The organism is Eubacterium sp. MSJ-33 (assembly GCF_022174665.1).
GTDB lineage: Bacteria > Bacillota > Clostridia > Lachnospirales > Lachnospiraceae > Coprococcus_C.
In genome coordinates this window covers 41,881-61,259 of the sequence record NZ_CP076562.1, presented here as the reverse complement: position 1 = coordinate 61,259, position 19,379 = coordinate 41,881, and the positions used below count along the sequence as shown (strand labels likewise).

18 protein-coding genes are annotated in these 19,379 nt (G+C 44.1%); all 18 read right to left on the bottom strand.

The window, feature by feature from the left end:
* Window positions 1–192 precede the first annotated feature (192 nt).
* A complete protein-coding gene (locus tag KP625_RS00245) occupies window positions 193–1,908 on the bottom strand; it encodes a methyl-accepting chemotaxis protein (RefSeq protein ID WP_238298539.1) in 1,716 nt (571 codons plus the stop codon).
* A gap of 11 nt (window positions 1,909–1,919) precedes the next feature.
* Window positions 1,920–3,161, bottom strand: a complete 1,242-nt coding sequence (locus KP625_RS00240) for a BMP family ABC transporter substrate-binding protein (RefSeq protein WP_238298537.1) — start codon at window positions 3,159–3,161, stop codon at window positions 1,920–1,922.
* A gap of 205 nt (window positions 3,162–3,366) precedes the next feature.
* Window positions 3,367–4,131: a zinc ribbon domain-containing protein gene (locus KP625_RS00235; protein WP_238298535.1), complete on the bottom strand. Its 765-nt coding sequence runs from the start codon at window positions 4,129–4,131 to the stop codon at window positions 3,367–3,369.
* Between the two features lie 79 nt (window positions 4,132–4,210).
* On the bottom strand, window positions 4,211–4,894 hold the full coding sequence (locus KP625_RS00230; RefSeq protein ID WP_238298534.1) for a 3'-5' exonuclease: 684 nt from the start codon (window positions 4,892–4,894) through the stop codon (window positions 4,211–4,213).
* Window positions 4,895–4,916: 22 nt separating this feature from the next.
* Window positions 4,917–5,876: an AIR synthase-related protein gene (locus KP625_RS00225; RefSeq protein ID WP_238298532.1), complete on the bottom strand. Its 960-nt coding sequence runs from the start codon at window positions 5,874–5,876 to the stop codon at window positions 4,917–4,919.
* Window positions 5,877–5,889: 13 nt separating this feature from the next.
* Window positions 5,890–6,687 carry a class I SAM-dependent methyltransferase gene (locus tag KP625_RS00220; protein ID WP_238298530.1) on the bottom strand — a complete coding sequence of 266 codons (798 nt, stop codon included), beginning with the start codon at window positions 6,685–6,687 and terminating at the stop codon, window positions 5,890–5,892.
* A gap of 102 nt (window positions 6,688–6,789) precedes the next feature.
* Complete coding sequence (locus KP625_RS13545) at window positions 6,790–6,912, bottom strand: hypothetical protein (RefSeq protein ID WP_255731613.1); 123 nt, start codon at window positions 6,910–6,912, stop codon at window positions 6,790–6,792.
* Window positions 6,906–8,120 (bottom strand): DUF438 domain-containing protein, encoded by a 1,215-nt coding sequence (locus KP625_RS00215; protein ID WP_238298528.1) that lies wholly within the window; start codon window positions 8,118–8,120, stop codon window positions 6,906–6,908. The genes KP625_RS13545 and KP625_RS00215 overlap by 7 nt, the downstream gene beginning before the upstream one ends.
* Window positions 8,121–8,307: 187 nt before the next feature.
* The gene (locus KP625_RS00210) at window positions 8,308–9,024 is read right to left on the bottom strand and encodes a DNA-methyltransferase (RefSeq protein WP_238298526.1); all 717 of its coding nucleotides are present in this window, start codon (window positions 9,022–9,024) and stop codon (window positions 8,308–8,310) included.
* A gap of 17 nt (window positions 9,025–9,041) precedes the next feature.
* Complete coding sequence (locus KP625_RS00205; protein WP_238298524.1) at window positions 9,042–9,692, bottom strand: hypothetical protein; 651 nt, start codon at window positions 9,690–9,692, stop codon at window positions 9,042–9,044.
* An 18-nt stretch (window positions 9,693–9,710) separates the two neighbouring features.
* Window positions 9,711–10,994 carry an aminotransferase class I/II-fold pyridoxal phosphate-dependent enzyme gene (locus KP625_RS00200; RefSeq protein WP_238298522.1) on the bottom strand — a complete coding sequence of 428 codons (1,284 nt, stop codon included), beginning with the start codon at window positions 10,992–10,994 and terminating at the stop codon, window positions 9,711–9,713.
* Window positions 10,995–11,338: 344 nt separating this feature from the next.
* A complete protein-coding gene (locus KP625_RS00195; protein ID WP_238298521.1) occupies window positions 11,339–12,166 on the bottom strand; it encodes a MetQ/NlpA family ABC transporter substrate-binding protein in 828 nt (275 codons plus the stop codon).
* A gap of 118 nt (window positions 12,167–12,284) precedes the next feature.
* Window positions 12,285–12,944 (bottom strand): methionine ABC transporter permease, encoded by a 660-nt coding sequence (locus tag KP625_RS00190; protein ID WP_238298519.1) that lies wholly within the window; start codon window positions 12,942–12,944, stop codon window positions 12,285–12,287.
* Window positions 12,944–13,990 carry a methionine ABC transporter ATP-binding protein gene (locus tag KP625_RS00185; protein WP_238298517.1) on the bottom strand — a complete coding sequence of 349 codons (1,047 nt, stop codon included), beginning with the start codon at window positions 13,988–13,990 and terminating at the stop codon, window positions 12,944–12,946. Before KP625_RS00185 ends, KP625_RS00190 begins: the two co-directional genes overlap by 1 nt.
* Window positions 13,991–14,208: 218 nt before the next feature.
* Window positions 14,209–16,485 (bottom strand): ABC transporter permease, encoded by a 2,277-nt coding sequence (locus KP625_RS00180; RefSeq protein ID WP_238298516.1) that lies wholly within the window; start codon window positions 16,483–16,485, stop codon window positions 14,209–14,211.
* An 11-nt stretch (window positions 16,486–16,496) separates the two neighbouring features.
* Window positions 16,497–17,195: an ABC transporter ATP-binding protein gene (locus tag KP625_RS00175; protein WP_238298513.1), complete on the bottom strand. Its 699-nt coding sequence runs from the start codon at window positions 17,193–17,195 to the stop codon at window positions 16,497–16,499.
* Window position 17,196: 1 nt separating this feature from the next.
* A complete protein-coding gene (locus KP625_RS00170) occupies window positions 17,197–18,231 on the bottom strand; it encodes a helix-turn-helix domain-containing protein (protein WP_238298511.1) in 1,035 nt (344 codons plus the stop codon).
* A 205-nt stretch (window positions 18,232–18,436) separates the two neighbouring features.
* Complete coding sequence (locus tag KP625_RS00165; RefSeq protein WP_177987527.1) at window positions 18,437–19,285, bottom strand: radical SAM protein; 849 nt, start codon at window positions 19,283–19,285, stop codon at window positions 18,437–18,439.
* Window positions 19,286–19,379: the final 94 nt, after the last annotated feature.

Below are 19,379 nucleotides of genomic sequence, written 5' to 3'. Positions count from 1 at the left end.
GTGGAAACCATGTAAAATCTAAGTCAAATTTCTTCCAGCTCATTACGGCATCTCACTTATGATCTCAATGAATATCAGCCATCATATACAAATCTGTGCAAGCACAATTTCTGCATTCCAGCTCAACACACAAAAAAGCGCTGGTTCATCATTTTGAACCAACGCTTCTTCATTTTTTCTATTATATAAATCCTACATACGGAAATGTGAAACCACGCCTGCCATATCATTGGCGGATGAGCTGACTTCCGTCGACATCTCGGTCACGCTGTTTACTGTGCCAAGCACCTCATCACTAAAGGAAATCGTTCCCTTAACCGTATCCTCATTTCTCTGTGCGATATCACTTAAGTTCTTGATATCTTTTCCGATCTCGTCCGTCTCTTTGCCTAACTGTACCGTTGCATCACGAATGATATCCACACCATCTGCAACATGGGATACATGCTCCTGTAACTGCTTGAAAATTTGGGCAGTGTCAACTAATTTCTTCGTCTGGTCATTCATCGCATCCTGTACACTGTCCATAATCTCCATCGTCTGACTGGAATTATAACTTAACAGATTCACCAGACCGGATATTTCTGTAGATGCTTCGTTACTCTGATTAGCAAGCTTACCGATTTCTTCCGCTACTACAGCAAAACCTCTGCCGCTTTCCCCTGCTCTGGCTGCTTCAATCGACGCATTCAGGGATAAGAGATTTGTCTGAGCCGCAATGTCGGAAATATAAGTGACTGCAGCAATGATCTTTTCCACAGATTCATTATTCTGCTGCGTCTGCTTCTGGATGTTCTCAACTTCAGTCATAACATCCTGGTTCGAAGCATCAAGCTGGTTCAACGATTTATCCACATCATTTCTGGCGTCAAGCATCGCTTTTGTCTCATCGGAAAGGTGATCCACTTCCCCGAGCGTCTTTTCCAGATGGATATTCATATTGTGAATGCTGTTCTTGATATTCTGTGCGTTGCCGGTCTGCTCGACAGCTCCGGTCAGCATATTGTGCAGATCATCGTTGATATTTCCAACCGCATTGCCTGCCTGTCCGGCAGCCGCATTCATCTCCTCGGAAGATGCATTCAAGGTCATGGTATTGTTGCTGATCTTGCCAATCATCGCAGATAAGTTGTCGATAAGTGTCTGCGTATTACATGACAAAGCTCCCGCCTCATCTTTTCTATCCAACATACTCTGCTCGATCTCAACATTCAGATTGCCTTCCGAAATCTGTTTTACCACGTCCATACTGCTCCGGATACTCTTTGCGATTCCCCTGGAAACAAGCAGACATCCGATGACCGCGATTACCAGTATAACAACAATCGCAACTGTAAAAATCATGGTAATCAAATTCAGGCTCGCATATATCTCCTTGACCGGCATTCCGGCGAAAACCATACCGATGATCTCATCACTGTTATTCTGGTGCACCGGCACATAATATCCAAAATAGAAAGTACCATCTACCAGCACACGATTGGTAAACACCTCATTGCCATCCTGCAGGACATTTTCCACCAGGAAATCGCCTGCCTTGGAACCAAGGATCCGCTTCCCGTCCGCATCCTTTAACGATGTCACAAGTCGCGTGTCGTTGTAAAAGAATGTAACCGCAATCCCGGTTTTTGCAGCAATATCATCGATAAAAGGCGTAGACAGCGATACGTTGTAAGCACCCTTCCACACATCCCCGGTCGCATTCACAAAATAATCTCCGGCATTCTGATCATACGCCGCAAGCACCGCGTTGGATGTCGCTTTCAGTTTCTGCTTCGCATCATCCAGCAATTTATTTTTAACAACGGTATTACTAATGAGAATCGCTACAATACCCATGACGAGTACCGGAATGATAGCCAGTATAAGCATCTTGTACTGCAGCTTCAAATTGCGAAATATTTTCACGGCTATCCCCCCTATTTCCAGTCTACGACTTCCACATTGTGATAATACCAGTTGATCTTACCGGTAATCGTCGCATCGTCCAATGTCTTGCCCTCTTCTCCGATCACAGTTCCATCGTTGGTAAGGATTTCTCCGTCAAACACGCCGAATTCGCCGGACAAAATCTTCTGTTGCATCTCATTTACTTTCTCCTGTGTTCCATCCTCACACAGAGAAGATAATCCTGTCAGTCCGACCAGACTTTCGTCCATACCACCATAATAATTCGAACCGTCATATGTCGCATTGACGATACTGTTTACATAGGAAGTGTAATACGCACTCCAGTTCCAGATAACCGATGTCAGCGTCGCATCCGGTGTTTCTTTACTCATATCAGAATTATATCCGATCGCCCATGTTCCGTTTTCCTCGGATGCAGTCTGGGGAGCTGTCGTATCTACATGCTGTGCCAGCACATCGCAGCCCTTGCCAATCAATGCATCGGAAGCCTCCTGCTCGTCTTCCGGAGAAAACCAGGAGTTCGTCACTGCCACCAGCACCTTCGCATCCGGATTGACTTCCTCAACACCCATCGCAAATGCATCAATACCACCGGTACACTCACTGTTGTCGCTGCCCATCGCAGATACATACCCGATCAAATTACTTTTTGTCTTCATGCCTGCTACCAGACCGGACAGATATCTCGCCTGATAGATTCTTCCGAAATAGTTTGTAAAATTGCTTCCATTGCTCATATATCCGGTTCCGTGTGCAAAATAAACATCCGGATATTTCTCCGCATATGCCGCGGTCTCCTCCATGTAACCCCAGCTCGTTGTAAATACAATGTTGCAGCCTTCATCCATACATTCATCCAATGCTTTTTTGATTGCCACATCATCGCCATCGTCTATCGATTCCTTGCGTACAACCTGATCTTCCTTAAGTCCGAGATTTGAAACCATACCCTGAATTCCAAGCTCGTGTGCATACGTATATCCCGATGTATCTGATGCACTGCCGATATACAACACACCGATCTTGACATCCTCTAACGGAATCGTCTTAAGCCCTGCCGGATTGGTCTCTGCCACTTGTGCCGATGCTGTCTGCTCTCCCTGCGCTGTTCCTGCGTTAGAAGTATCTGCCTGATTGCTTCCGTTTTCTACATCGTTCGTCACGACATCCACGATGACGTCATTGCCACAGCCGGATAACGAAAATGCCATCATCACAGCCATCATTACAGTCAGTAATTTCTTCTTCATCTGTAATCCCTCCCTGATTCTTCATTCGCTTCTCTGATATCGGATGCATGAAATCTGCCTTTTACCCCGTATCATGTTCATACATATTCCTGCATTTTATTTATCTTTAAATTATACACCGGATTGAATCGTAATTCTATCTTTTTCAGACGAAATGCAAAAAAGAGCCGATCACTCGGCTCTTCACTAACGCTTCTATTCATCATTACCGTTTCTTATATACGACCAGTTCCGGATTCTCACCACTCGCATCATAGGTACTCACCAAAATGAAATCCATGCCTGCAAGCACACCGAAATACCGGTCTCCACCAAACTCACATTCCAACTGATTGCCAAGATAGGTTTTTTTGTCATCTAAGAATTTTACTGTCTCCCCACTCGGTAGTGGATATGCCAGATTCACATACTGACCGACGAGTGCATTCAGCTTCTCCACTTTCGGCAATCCTTCGATGCGAAGATCGTTAATCTCTTTTATCAACTGATGTTTGAATTCATCGAACTGTCCGCCATCGCTCAGTTCATCGTACCGCTTCCAGTAGTCTAACTTCGGAAGCAGATCCTTCATATAAGCGCGCGCCTGTTCCTCCGAAAATTCATCCGTCACCATGTGCTTGACTGCAACATCGATCAGATCATCCATATTACTGTATGTGTACATGCCATCTGCATAGCACCATTTGCAATACGATTCATTCATTGCCCCATCCCGGTCATGCCCGATAATCTCATCCTCGAGCGGCATGCCACAGCACTGACAGATCAGTCTTCTCGGTTGTCCAAGCAGCGTATTGATCGATACATCAAATACTTTCGACAGCAGCTTTAATGTATCCGTATTCGGCACGGTTTCGCCGTTCTCCCAGCGCGATACGGCCTGCCTTGTCACCATGATTTTCTCGGCTAATTCATCCTGTGATAATCCCCGCTTTGTGCGAAGTTCCAAAATCACATTTTTTGTTTCCATCACGTTCACCTCCATGATGTTATCTTAGCAGACAACCGCTTACGATAAAAGCAACCTGCTGTTTCCCCTTATCCGCACCTTAGATATTCTCCGTATACCGACAATCCGGGAATCCCTTGCACCCCCAGAACTCGCCGAATTTTCCTTTTCGTTTTACCATCATCATTCCACATTTCGGACATGTCTTGACATTCTGCCATACATCCATCGTTCCTTCCCCGGACAATTCTTTTCCAAGTAATTCAAATACCTTCTGGTTCATCTTACAATCTGTCAATGCGCGATGTGCGCCCACCGTAGAAATGCCATAATAGTTCGCAAGATCCCCCAGTCTCCGATGCTTCCAATCCGGGAATACGATCTTTGCAAGGCGCAATGTATCCACGAAATCATTTGGAAGTATCACTCCCATATATTTCTCGAAGTCCCGATACAGAAACTTCATATCAAACGCCGCAATATTATGTCCAACCAGAATATCATTTCCGATAAATGCAAGGAACAATGGTAACACTTCTTCAAACTCCGGTGCATCTGCCACCATCTCATCATAGATGTGATTGACCGCGCTTGCTCCATACGGAATCGTTCTTCCCGGATTGACAAGTGTGCTGAATTCATCCACGATTTTACCGCCACGTACCTTCACAGCAGAGATTTCGATTACTTCATCGTAATTTGCAGAAATACCAGTTGTCTCCAAATCAAATAGCACATAGTCCGGTACATATTTATTCAGTTGTTTCCCTCTTTTGTTACTCATTTGTAAGTTCACCTGTTCACATTCACACCACCTTATGTATCTCATCTCCATTTACCGGAGACAGACACCGGTGTTCCAGTTCATTTACCACGATCATCTTCTCTTTTTTCTCTGTCACAACACCGATCACGGCGGCTTCCATTTCCTGCTCTGCCAGATATTCCACCAGCTTCTCTCCATCTTCCACAACTACAAACAGGCAACCGGTTGCATCTAAGAGATACGGATTGATATTGAAGAACTCGCAGATTTCAATCGTCTCCTGCCGGATTGGTATATCCACATGCTGTACCTCAAAGCCTTTATCCATCCAGACACCCATCTGCCACAGGGCACCATAGACACCGCCGGACGAGCCATCGTGCATATAGCAGATATCCACGCCAGAATCTACAATCATGCGAGCTGCATCCGTAATACTATACATACTTTCTTCCACACACGCCATATCCAGATAAAAATTCGGGAACCGCGTATGCAGTTCTTCCCGCTTTTCCTTTAGGATTATATCCGCGCCCATCAAGCCTGCCTGCCCGACCATCACAATATCATAGCCCGGCTTGATCTTCTTTTTATTTGCACAGTAATCGCATGCTGTTCCAAGCATTGTCACAACAAACTGCGCCCGCGCAAACACTTCAGACACCTGTGTATGACCGCCTAAGATCTGTATGCCCTTTGCTTCTGCATAGGAATTAAAATCTGCCATATAACCTTTGATCCATGACTCCTTTACATTCTGTGGAAAAAGCATCGTAAGGCGTGCACCCTCAATCTGACCGCCGGAGCACGCAAAATTATTCATCGCCTTTACCCACGCGATCCACGGTGTATCGCCGATACCATCTGCACTCATATTTCCATGCAGGTTTGCATAATCGTTTCCGACTGCTGCCGATACCGAAAGCTTCGGATTCAATCTTCGTATATGTTTAATCACCGAACGCGACAGATAGCGCTCCGGCAAGCTTCCTTGTTCCATTCTTTCTTCTCCTCTACTTCCTCAGTATATCCACCGTATGTGCCCCTGCGCCAATCAGATCCGGCCGCTCACATACCTTCAACTGATATGCCACGAAAAGCTCGTAACTCTCTTCACTTAACTGATTCACAAATGGGCGGATATAATTTGCCGGTCCATCCGGTGACAAAATCTTCTCCCGCTTCAATCCAACCGCTTCATTGTAGCTGTCGATGTCCTCAATCCGTTCAAATGCATACAGACTATCCTCCGCAGGTACCGTATGATATGACGCATCCAATGTTCCATTCTTCACACTTTCCTCCAGATGGTTCTCCTGAATACCATATACGACCACGGCATACTCGTTCATTACATAGGCGACCAATATAATTCCGCCCGGCTTCGTCACACGCTTCGCTTCGGAGAGTGCCTGAATCTTCTCCTCCTTCGTCATCAGATGATACATCGGTCCGAAGAGAAGCGTCAGATCGTAGGTATTGTCTTCTAGCTTTTTCAGATGCAGCGCATTTCCCTGCATCGCATGCACGTTGCTGTTTTTCTGCTTCAATATACCTAAATTATGCTTCACCAGCTCCACTGCCGTCACATCGTAGCCTTCCTCACAGAGTGCCACGCTGTAACGTCCGGTTCCTGCACCGATATCAAGAATCCTGATATCTTCCCGGTTCATAACCTGTAACTCTTGCATCCGCACATCCAGATATTTATGAATATATTTCATCGTGATGCGGTACTCGATCTGCCCATGTCTTGAATTTAATCGTTTTTCCTCATTGAATTTATTATAATATTCCTCGATCTTGTTCATCTGTCTGCCTCACATCGTCAGTCTTCCAACTTCCTGTACTATATTTTCTCTATTTTACGCTGTACCATTTTATAAATGGCTATATCTATTCTAAACTTATCCCTAAATTACCATATCTGCAGGCAAAAGTCCATCTACGAATATAACTGTCCCATGCAAAAATCTCCCGGAATATAACTTCCGGGAGATCTTACTCTCTGTATCTGCTATTTCTCCACTTACCACAGCTCCGCTTTCTCTTCCTTCTTCTGAAAATATTCCTTTGCAAATCCCATATCCTGTACCAGTTCCAGCGTACCGAGATACTTTCCCGCTTTATCCCGTACCGCCATGTATCTGACAAGCATACATTTTCCGTTTTTGTCCATCCAGACCGGTACTTCGTCCAGAGTTCCCGCACGGAATTCTTCAATGATGCGACGCACTTTTACTTCAATCTTCGGCGGGTGACAGGAGAACACTTCCCTGCCGATTGCCATACCCGGACGTTTGAAATCCTTCGGTCCCTCGTTGAAGAACCGGTTGAGATTGTTCTCATCTACAAATGTAATTTCCATTGGCATCGTGTTTAACATCGCCGTTAGCTGTTCGATCGTCAGATGTCCACCCGGCATGCGGATTTCTGCGTCCGATAACACAATTTCCGTTCCAGACTTACATTCTTCCGCCTGCTGCCAGATCTCCGGTTCCACACCAAAACAGACCGCATAATCCTTCTGGTCATGGTAGATACCGATCCACTCTTCCTCCGTGAAATTTGCCGCACAGTTTGGGAACAAAATATTTGCCTCTTTGTAGATCATCTCCTGTGCCCGTGCTACTACCGTTGCAAACCGCTCCTGCCATTCGGATTCTTTATCATTCATCTTCGCAAGAAATGAGATTTCATCCCGGATTTCATCATCAACCGTCCACATCACACTTGCCGGTCCGGATATCCCATACCGCACATTCAAAACCGGGTACAGGAGATCTCCCTTCTTCGCATAGTGAATCGAGAGGCCACGCAATGATTCCAACGTTTTCTTATTCGCACTGCCATCCTTGATCTTCTCCTCTGCCTGCTCCAATAGCATAGCAAGAGCACCATTCTCATTTGCAAACAGCCACAGCGGATGTCCTTTGGTCTGTGCCAGCTCCCGCGTCTTTGTCTCCCGCTCCTCCCGTAACACCGACGCATGCACTGCCTTTTCCGCATTCGCAATCTGTTCCTCCCGCGTCTTTCCATGAAAGAGTGCGGCATGTACATCACACAGCTTCTGCACATCAGAAAGCGGTGTTCCCTCCGCAAGCATCTCCTGTTCCGCCTTCATGATTTCCGCAGGATCAACATCCTTAAATACTTCCACGAAGTCTTTTCTTACTGCTTCCAGCGGCTCTCCATCTCCAAGGCGCTTCAAATATTCCTTCAATGTCTCGATTCGATCCTTCATACGAATTCCTCCATTTATTCACGAATCAAAAATACGAGAATTACTTCTGCCATTTCTGGTATATCAAATGTCTGATTATTCTCGTATTTCGGATTCAGCATTCTGGAATTAGTATGTCTTTTTCAACATAAATCATCCCAAAAAACACACATTAAAAAACGGGAAATTTTCTGATTTCCCGTTTCGCTTATTTATCTTTCATAAGTTCCAGACGTTTTTTTGCTATATTAAAATACGTCTGATCATATTCAATTCCAAGAAAACACCGTCCCTGTTTCAAAGCTGCTTCCCCGGTGGAACCACTTCCCATAAATGGATCCAAAATCAAATCTCCGGGATTCGTGTGAATAGAAATAATATCCTCCATAAGCTTCAAACTCTTTTGTGTCGGATGACCGAGCTTCTCACTTCCACTCACAAGAGATGTCGTAAAAAATCCACGCAAATATGGTTTGTCATCGGGCTTATTGAATACCCACTTTGCCTTTTTCTTCACAGCCCATATTGCAAACTCCATATCCTGTACATATCTTCGTTTGATATTACGTGGCATCGGATTTGATTTCTGCCATACCAGGATATCCTTCACGACCATATCTGCATCCTCGGATTCGAGCACATCAATAATATAGCTGATAAACCGGTACGAGCAAAAAATAATCATGGAACCATTCTTATCAAGTATCCTCGCATATTTCGGTATCCAGGAGTACAAATCAAATTCTCCACGATCCCAATTTCCAAAATCAACACCTGCCCGCGGATGCTTCATCGTTGAAAAATTGTTATCTTTTGAAATATTGTACGGTGGATCAGTAATAATGTGATTTACGGTAATCCCCGCCTCTATCAAATCATTTATCTTCTCGTAAGCATCTGCCTGATAGATCTTACATGTATTCATATCTATTGGGTTCCTTTTCAATCTCTATTCAATAAATCAAGGAAAGATTCGGGTGTAATCTTATACTGTTCAATCTGTCTTGGATATACAAAGAAGGTTGCAGACTGCCAGGTATCCTCATGTGACATCTGCCTGCTGTTCTTACTATTGACCGCAAATGGACAATTATAACTCAGATATGCCATAATCGTATTTTCTTTCATCTTTGCAAAATCATAACCTTCGCAAAAAACATACTGCCCCGCTTCGTCCTTGACATAGAAAAGCCAGATATCAGACCCGGAATATCTGACCTTCCCCCACTTGAAATCCGGTCGTTCCTTATCCACGCAAGACATAAACCTTTCAAAGTCCCTTGGATGATGTACCCTTTTATCAAAGGTTCTTCCTTCTTTAAATTGAAATTGAGAAATCATATCAAATCCAAGCTGACCCCATTTTGAAAACCGTGCCGTTGATTCCTGTTTGACTTCAAACAGCAGTGTTTTTCCATCCGGAAACCGTGCAATCACGTCCGCTTCATCCATCATCGCGCGATCGCTGACATTGTCTCCACCATATTTCTCAACCAAAACGGTGTTCATGTCACACCCCATCTTTTTTAAGAAATAACGCACAGAGTCTTTTTCTTCCTTATATGTGTCAAAATTTCCCGAAATATTTGGCATTTCTAACTTCCTTTACTCTTATGACTCTAAATATTTATCAACACTTGCAAGCTTTACGCAAAGCACAAAAATCTTCGATGCAGCTTCCATCTCTTCCACAGATGGGAACGAAGGAGCAATACGGATATTGCTGTCTTTTGGATCTTTGCCATATGGATAGGTTGCACCGGCACCTGTCAGTACCACGCCTGCATCCTTACACATTGCTACGATCTTCTTTGCACAGCCCTCGAGTGCATCAAAAGAAATGAAATATCCACCGAGCGGCTTTACCCACGAACCGATCTCCAAGCCCGCAAGTTCTTTATCAAATGCATTTAAAACTGCCTCGAACTTTGGACGTAAGATATCTGCATGTTTCTCCATATGTGCCTTCAGTCCATCAATATTCTTGAAGAATCTTGTATGACGAAGCTGATTGATCTTATCATGACCGATTGTCTGTACAGTCAACTGCTGCTTGATAAACTCTACATTTGTTGTAGAAGTTGCGATTGCAGAAACACCGGAACCAGGGAATGTAATCTTCGATGTCGAAGCAAACATATATGCCATGTCCGGATTCCCGGCCTTCTCACACTCCTCTAAGATATTCGGGATTTCTGCCTGCTGATCCTTATACAGATGATGGATGCAGTATGCATTATCCCAGAAGATACGGAAGTCTTCGGCTGCCGGCTTTAATGTTGCAAATCTTCTTACCACCTCATCGGAATATACGATTCCGGTTGGATTTGAATATTTCGGCACACACCAGATACCCTTCACTGCGGCATCGTTATTTACATATTTCTCAACCAGATCCATATCCGGTCCATCGGAATTCATCGGGATGTTGATCATCTCAATACCGAAGAACTCTGTAATCTTAAAATGTCTGTCATATCCAGGTACCGGGCAGAGGAACTTAACCTTATCCAGCTTGCACCAAGGAGTCGAACCATTGACACCATGTGTCATCGAACGGGAAACGGTATCATACATGACATTCAGACTGGAATTACCATATACGATGATATTCTCCTTCTTGACTTCCATCATGTCTGCCATAAGCTGACGGCACTCTCCGATACCATCCAGATCGCCATAGTTTCTTGTATCATTTCCAAGCAAGGTACGCATATCAGATTTGCTATTAATCTCATCTAACATCCCCATGGAAAGTGCCAACTGGGCAAATCCAGGTTTTCCTCTTGCCATATTCAGGCTGAGACCTTTTGCCTGTTCTTCCTTGTATTCCTCCATAAGAGCGGCTTTTAATGTCAATAACTCGTCTTTACTCATATCCTTGTATTTCTTCATTTCAGCTACCTTATACCTTTCACATTTATTTGCATTGTATAAATCATGCATTTAAACCGTCTGTTTACTATTCTATAGACATTTCCCGCAAAAAACAAGAGTTAAAATGATATTTTTCTATATTTTTTCTCTATATTCATGGTATTTACTTTAGATTTTTTTGTTTTTAGCAATTTCCATGTGTTCATAGCAGATTATATATCCTATTCATTTCATTTATACCTTCCTGCAGCGACAAAACGCCCTGCCATATGGAATACATCCCATACAGCAGAGCGTTTATCTGTGGTTTATATGTTTTTATTTTGTATATAACAAATTCTTATTGGTTCCACTTAATCCTATTACTCCTCGTAAGGAAGAACCGCTCCATCGTAGGTATCATTGATGTACTTCTTCACATCGTCAGACTTCAATACATCTACAAGTGCCTTGATCTTTGCGCTGTCCTCGTTTCCTTCCTTTACTGCGATTACATTTACATAAGTCTTGGCAGCTTCAGAATCACTCTTCTCATAAGCAAGTGCATCCTTTCCAACAGAGAAACCAGCAGCAAGTGCATAGTTACCATTCAATACGACAAAGGCTGTCTCTTCAACAACTCTGGCTACCTGTGCAGCCTCAAGCTCAACAATCTTTACATTGTGAGGATTCTCAGCGATGTCATTGACAGTTGCGTTGATACCTGCACCATCCTTCAATGTTATGATCCCATTATCCTGAAGAAGAAGCAATGCTCTTGCCTCATTTGTTGTATCGTTTGGTACTGCGATAGAATCGCCGTCTGCGATCTCATCTAAACTCTTCTTTGTTCCCGGATAGATGCCGAATGGCTCGTAGTGAATCTTACCTGCTACCGCAAGGTGTGTACCCTTCTCCTCATTGAAGCTTTCCAGATATGGTACATGCTGGAAGTAGTTGGCATCAAAGTCACCGCTTTCTACAACCTCGTTTGGCTTTACATAGTCATCAAAGACAGTTACCTGCAGATCATATCCCTGCTCCTTGAGCTTATCCTTTGCATACTCCAAAATCTCAGCGTGTGGTGTTGCAGATGCTGCAACTGTGATTGTCTTATCGTCCTTGCCGCCCTTTCCGCAGCCTGTGAGTGCTCCTACCAAAAATGCACCTGTCAGTGTCAGTGCGAGTAATTTCTTAATTGATTTCTTCATAATTCATGTCCTCTCTTTCCTGTTTTTGTGATCCTTGAAAACTTTTATCCAATGATCCATTACTTTATATATAAGCAGGTTTCGGTGTGCACATTCCGATTCCCGCATATATTGCAAATTATTTTCTACGATCCAGACGGTTTGCAACGAACATACCAATCGACTGAAATACCTGTACAATCACAATCAGTAACGCCACCGTAACAAGCATAATATCTGTCTGATACCGGTAATATCCGTAACGGACTGCGATATCTCCAAGTCCGCCACCGCCGACTGCACCTGCCATTGCGGAATATCCAAGGATCGTTCCGATTGCAATCGTTGCACCCGTGATCAGGGAAGTTCTCGCCTCAACAAGCAATACCCTGAAGATGATTCTGCTGTTGCTTGCACCCATCGCTTTCGCTGCTTCGATGACTCCGTAATCGACTTCCTTCAGTGAAGACTCTACCATTCTTGCGATAAACGGAATCGCCGCTGCCGTCAGTGGGACGATCGTTGCAGTCGAACCATAACTTTTTCCAAGCAACAATCTTGTAAATGGAATCAGCAGGATCAACAAGATCAAAAACGGTATGCTTCGCACGATGTTCGCGATTACATCCAGAATCTTATATATCACCTTATTTGGCTTCAATCCCTCTTTATCTGTGATGCAGAGGAGAATTCCCATCGGCAGTCCAAATAAATATCCAAATACAGTTGAAACAACTGTCATGTATAACGTCTCAAGAATACCTGTTCCAATCATGGAACAAACCTGTTCTGTCCACATTAGAACGCACCTCCTGTCTTTGTCTCCGACAACTCTTCTATCTCAAGTCCCCGGTCAATCAGATACTGTTCCATCGCTTTCACATTCGTGGAACCATTCGGAATCTCTAATATCATCTCTCCCTTTGCCACGCCGCCAACATTCTTAGTTGCAGCTTTCAGGATGTTGATTGGCTCCTTAAATGTCAGTATCATATTTGCAATGACCGGTTCAAATGCAGAGTTTTCTGTAAATACGATTCGTATCTTCGTTCCGTCCTGAATCTGGTTCGCTGTCTGCTGATCGTCACCGGTGGTATCTCCACCATCGTCCTTTCTGAGCAGCTCTCTTGCCACCTCTGACTTTGGATGATTGAAGATCTCTACAGTACATCCGTTCTCGACCACCTGTCCATCCTTCATAATTGCTACCCTGTTACAAATCTCCCGGACAACTGCCATCTGGTGTGTGATCACAACGATTGTGATACCAAACCTTTTATTGATATCCTTCAACAAAGCGAGAATCGAAGAAGTTGTCTGTGGGTCTAACGCACTCGTTGCCTCATCACACAGAAGAATCTGAGGATCGGAAGCTAAGGCTCTCGCAATCGCCACACGCTGTTTCTGCCCACCGGATAACTGAGATGGATACGCTTTGGCACGATCCTTCAGACCTACGATATCCAGAAGCTCATAAGCTTTCTTCTTTGCCTCTGCCTTCGACTTCCCCTGAATAAACAATGGGAAGCATACATTCTCCAATACGGACTTCTGCATCAACAAATTGAAATGCTGGAAGATCATGCCGATATGTTCCCGCTGCTTGCGAAGCTCTTTCTCGGAAAGTTTGCTCAGATCCTTATCCTGCACGATCACCGTTCCCTCAGTCGGAACCTCGATATGGTTGATACATCGTACGAGTGTACTCTTTCCTGCACCGGACATACCGATGATACCATATATGTCTCCGGCTTCAATGTCGAGCGTCACATGCTTCAACGCGTCGATCTCGCCGTCTTTTGTCTGAAATTTTTTGGATACATCTTGTATCTGGATGATTGCCATAGACGTACTTCCTTTCCCACGCAGGTTTTATACCCTACTTTTCCTATCTGATATTCTATTTGTTTCTCTTTCATGGTTTCAGATTATAACGTGCTTCCTCTGTTATGTCAATACAGACAGTCATACATAAAAATGATGGTTTGTTATAATCTTTTCCTATATCAAAAAAGCTGCACCCATTACAGATACAGCTTCTTAATTAATTATAGAAAATATTCCTACTCCCGGTTATCCTTCAGACTCTCGATCATATCCGCCCGCTTCACTTTCCGACCAAGCAACAACAGGGATACAACATAGCTTGCAACCAGCAAGACTGCGAATATTATGAATCCCTGCGGTTTGTAAACCGTTTCGATATAAGTATTGTAGGCACTGACGCTCGCCTCAAAATTCATCCGGCACAATACCACACCGCCAACCGCACTCATCACAAATCCAATTGGAATCAGAATATGATATATATGAATGATCATCCGGTTAATTTCCTTGTCTTCATATCCAAGCACCTTCAGCATCGAGATGGACGATGCGTTCTCGTTGATCAGCATGTTCACCATCAGATAGATACTGATTACGATAATCACGGCAGCAAAGACAAGACTGATATTGATAAGCTGTTTCATACTAACCGTGATCTCATTGATCTGATCGGACAACGCCTGTTTTGACAAACAAGACAGATATTCGGATTCTTCAAGATCCAGCTTTTTGTCTGACATCAGCGCATTATAGCTTCCCTCTGGAACATCCATAAATGCACAGGCATCCGCCCAGTTTCCATACAGGATACTCTGACAGTCATTCTGTATCACATCATCAATCGTGACCGAGTATTCCTCCATCGTTGCCAGATTGTAGAACCGAAGTGTTTCCCCCTTCGTCACATTATAGAGCATGGACGCCATCGCCGATATGTAATGCTTTCCCTTCATCAGCGTCAGCTCCTCGCCCTGCGTGTTTTTCAGTCCCATATATGGATTATTATCCATACCCATATACAACATGTTTGTCTCGCTGCCTTCCACACCGAAATTTCCGATCATGATCGGAGTCGCATCGGTCACAGGCTCTGTGCGGATATCGGTCAGGAAATATTCGTACTCATAGCTTCCGACTTCATGCACGGACTTGTCACAGAAATTCTCCAGTGAATCCACGCATGCATAACAGAATATCATCAGGATTCCGCCAACCGCAACACCGAAAATTACGACCAGACTTCTTGACCAGTTTCCAATCAATGCCCGAAGCTTAAACTTCGTCGTGAATTTCAGCTTTGATTTCGCCATGCGCATCCGGTTATGCCGCTTCACACCGCCATTTCCATGCAGAAGATCCACCGTCTTTAACCGAAGAACCCGAAGTGCCGCAAGCATCGCAACCAGCACATATGCAACGACCGGAATCAGGCACACATATATCATCTGCTGTATAGAAGAGCTGTAATCAACCGGCAGCTTCTCTATCTTGTTACCAAACATCATTTCTATCATTGCATCCCGAAGTGGAATTGCAGAGAGGCTTCCAAGCAACGCGCCGCCAACGCCCGGAATCAGTCCAAATATTCCGTAATGCAGTGCCAGCCGTCCTTTGCCATAGCCAAGTGCGCTCAGCACTCCAATCTGTTTTGCTTCGGACTTGATCTTTCTACCGAGCACGATTGCGATTAAAAGCACGATGAACAGCACCATAACCGGCAGAATCATGCCTGTGTACATATCCAGTGTCTTGATCTCGTTTCTAGACGTCCGGATTCGCATATTGGACGTGGCTGCTATATATGAGAGAATGTAATAGTCCTCATGAACCGCCTTCCGAAATGCTTTCTCGTCGGAATTTTCTCCATAGATCACACTGTAATAGGTGTTTTTCTTTGCCGGCTCTATCTCCTCATATGCCGTCTTGCTGACAATCGCACAGCCAAATACATCGAACTGGAACATATTATCTGAATTATTTATATATGGAGATAAATAATCCGGGCGTGCCATCGAACCAACGATCGTATAACGTTTTTCACCAAGCTCAATCGTATCTCCGATCTCAAATCCCCGTAACGACATCATTCTCGGTGTCAGCAGGATTTCATCCCCCGCCTGCACGTCATTACCATCTAATACCTCATAGGTATCAATCTTCTCAGTAGGATCAAATACACGGATCGTATATTCCTCCGCAATATCACTTCCAACCCGCACATCACAGTCTGGATCATCCACATCAAAATCTGCGTATGATTGTTCTTCGATCGTCACATCATACTTTTCTGAAAGTGTCTGCTGTGCATCCTTGTCAATGCTCTGATATGTTGCAAACTGTGCGTCCTCCACGTGATTTTCCTCGAAAAATTTGTCCAGATAATCACCCTCGCCACGGCTGGCGCCGCTACATGCAACATATAAAATAATCGCAGCCGCTGTCAGGAGCATCACGCATATATAAAAGGACAGATTCTGTTTGATATTTCGTATGTATCTCTTATTTAATGTCATGTCGCCACCCCTTACAGCTCCAGCTTATCTGCTGGAATCTTCGTCTCATTTACTTTGTTTGCGACAACCTTGCCATCCTTGATCCGGATCACACCATCTGCCATACCCGCGATCATCTCATTGTGGGTGATGATTGCGACAGTCGTGCCAAACTGCGCATTGACCTTCTCCACGAACTTCAACACATTCTTAGATGTCTTGGAATCAAGTGCTCCGGTCAGCTCATCACACAGCAGAAGCTTCGGATTCTTGATGATCGCACGTGCGATTGCAACTCTCTGCTGCTGTCCACCGGAAAGTTCATTTGGAAAACGATCCTTATATTTCCCGATATCCACTGCCTGCATCACTTCGTCCAATGGCAATGGTTCTTTTGCGATGTCCGATACGACCTGTATATTTTCCTTCACTGTCAGATCTGGAATCAGATTATAAAACTGGAATACAAATCCGACATCGGACCGACGGTACTTCGTAAGCTCGCCTGATTTCAGTTTGGAAATCTCCTTTCCATCCACAGTGATACTTCCAGAATCGAGCGAATCCAGACCGCCAAGCATATTTAACATCGTACTTTTTCCGGAACCGGATGGTCCTAAGATCACATAGATCTTGCCCTGCTCTAAAGCAAGCTCCGTATCATCCAATGCGTGTACTTCCCTTTCTCCCTTTCCATAGCTTTTCTTTGCATGCTGCATCTGAATAAACATCTTATTTTCCTCCATATAATCTTCTATATTCCAATGGTGTATGTCCATATTTCCGCTTAAAAACGGTACCGAATTTGCTCTGGCTCTCATACCCGACTGCGAGTGCGATATCCGCAATCGAATCTGTTCCAGTCACAAGCTTTTTCGCCGCCTCCTGCATCCGGAGATTCTGCATATACCGTTTGACTGTGCTTCCATATACGATCTCAAAATATTTGTTCAGCGAAACGGTGCTGACCGGATAACTCGCTTCAAGCTCTGTCATAGAGATATCCTCCGCCAGATTCTGCACGATACGGTCGTGGATCTCCTGCACGATCTTCCGCTGTCCCTTCGTCAGATAAAACTGTTGTTCTAACTTCGGAATCGCCTCCGTCTGAATCAGATTCAACACATACAGTGTAGAGATCAGATATGTGCTTTTCTCACTCCTGCCATCCTGTATGCTCTCCGCCAAAACCTCGAAAGCTGCCTGGAATCTGTCCGTACACCGTCCGATAAAGTAATCATCATTCCGGTCATACGCTTCCTGTATCAAGTCCAGATCGATTCCAAACCGCCGGAGCAATGCTTCATCCTCATCACTGATACCATCCAGCGTCATTATAATCTCTAATCCACCATAGGATTCATTGTAGAAATTAAACTGCTTCCCGACCTGCTGGTGCCACTCAATACAGAATTCTCCCGGCTTCATATACGCATACCTGCCATCCTGTACCCGGATTTCTGCCTGTCCCCGGTTACAATAATGAATCACAGTGGTATTATCCATTGCCTGTGCCTGTTCATGTCCCGGCACCTGATCCATTCCTGCCATGTAGTATTCCAGAATCTCAATTCCCTCCAGCGGTGTGACAAAATTCATATACTCATCATCTTGTCCCATTTTTAAATGTGTTACCTCCCTGGACAGCTCCGATATTTCAATCTGCAATTTGTCTAAGAAGAAGGATAACATCTCTGGCGGAATTCTTCCTATCAGCGCTTCCAGATACTTACTCCGCTTAATAATTGTCTGTAATCTCTTATTCATATCTTGATTCTCTCCATATGCAACGTTTGTTTGTCACGACTAACTGTATGAAATCATAGCACGTTACAGCCTACTTTTCTATTCCAAATCTCTATTTTTATTCCATTTCTAAAATAAAATAAGACTGCACAATACTCATCTTTCTGAATATTGTGCAGTCTCATTCGTTTTCTTATATTGTCTTATTCTGATTCTATAAGCAAAATTACTTTGCATCCAAAATCTCTCTTGCAATTTTTTGCTGTTCGTCCGTTGGAGGATCGATTCCTTCCAGCTTATAAGGGATTCCAAGGCGCTCCCACTCCTGGATTCCAAGCTTATGGTATGGCAATACCTCCACACGGTCAACCGTCTTCAAAGTCTTGATAAACTCAGCCGTCTTCTTCAAGTCTGCTTCGTCGGTTGTTACGCCCGGCACAAGGACATGTCGAATCCACATATGCTTTCCCTGATCGGAGAGATACTGTGCCAGGTCTAATATATTCTTATTCGAGAACCCTGTCAGCTCCCGGTGTTTGTCGTCCTCAATCTGCTTGATATCAAGCAGGAACAAATCAGTGAGTGCCATCAGTTCATTGAACTTCGAGAAGAAAGGCTCCTCTCTTGTAAATGGATTGCCCGCTGTATCAATCGTTGTGTGAATCCCCTGTGCTTTTGCAAGCTTGAAGAATTCAATCAAAAAGTCCATCTGCAGAAGCGCTTCGCCTCCGCTGACGGTTATTCCTCCATCGCCCTTCCAATAAGGCTTATAACGAAGTGCCTGCTTGAGCAGATCTTCCGGAGTTCTCGCTTCAACCTTGACGCCTTTATCTAGCAGCAGTTTTGTGTTCTCTTCAATTTTCTTTTCGAGTTCTTCTCGTTCTTTATCATCCGTTGTGTCTGCATAGAGCTTTGTGTAATCGGTTACCAGATTCCACGTCTCCGGGTTATGACAGTATTTACAACGCATCTTACAGCCTTGCAAAAATACTACAAATCGGATACCTGGTCCATCTACGGCTCCAAAGCTCTCTGTTGAATGAATATAACCTAAAATCTGTTTCTTCTCCGGCATGTTCCACCTCTAACAATTTTATTTTTATAAAAAGTCCCGGAGATAGTATCTCCGGGACTCCAGTGAATTACTTATCTATCAAAAACATTTTTGA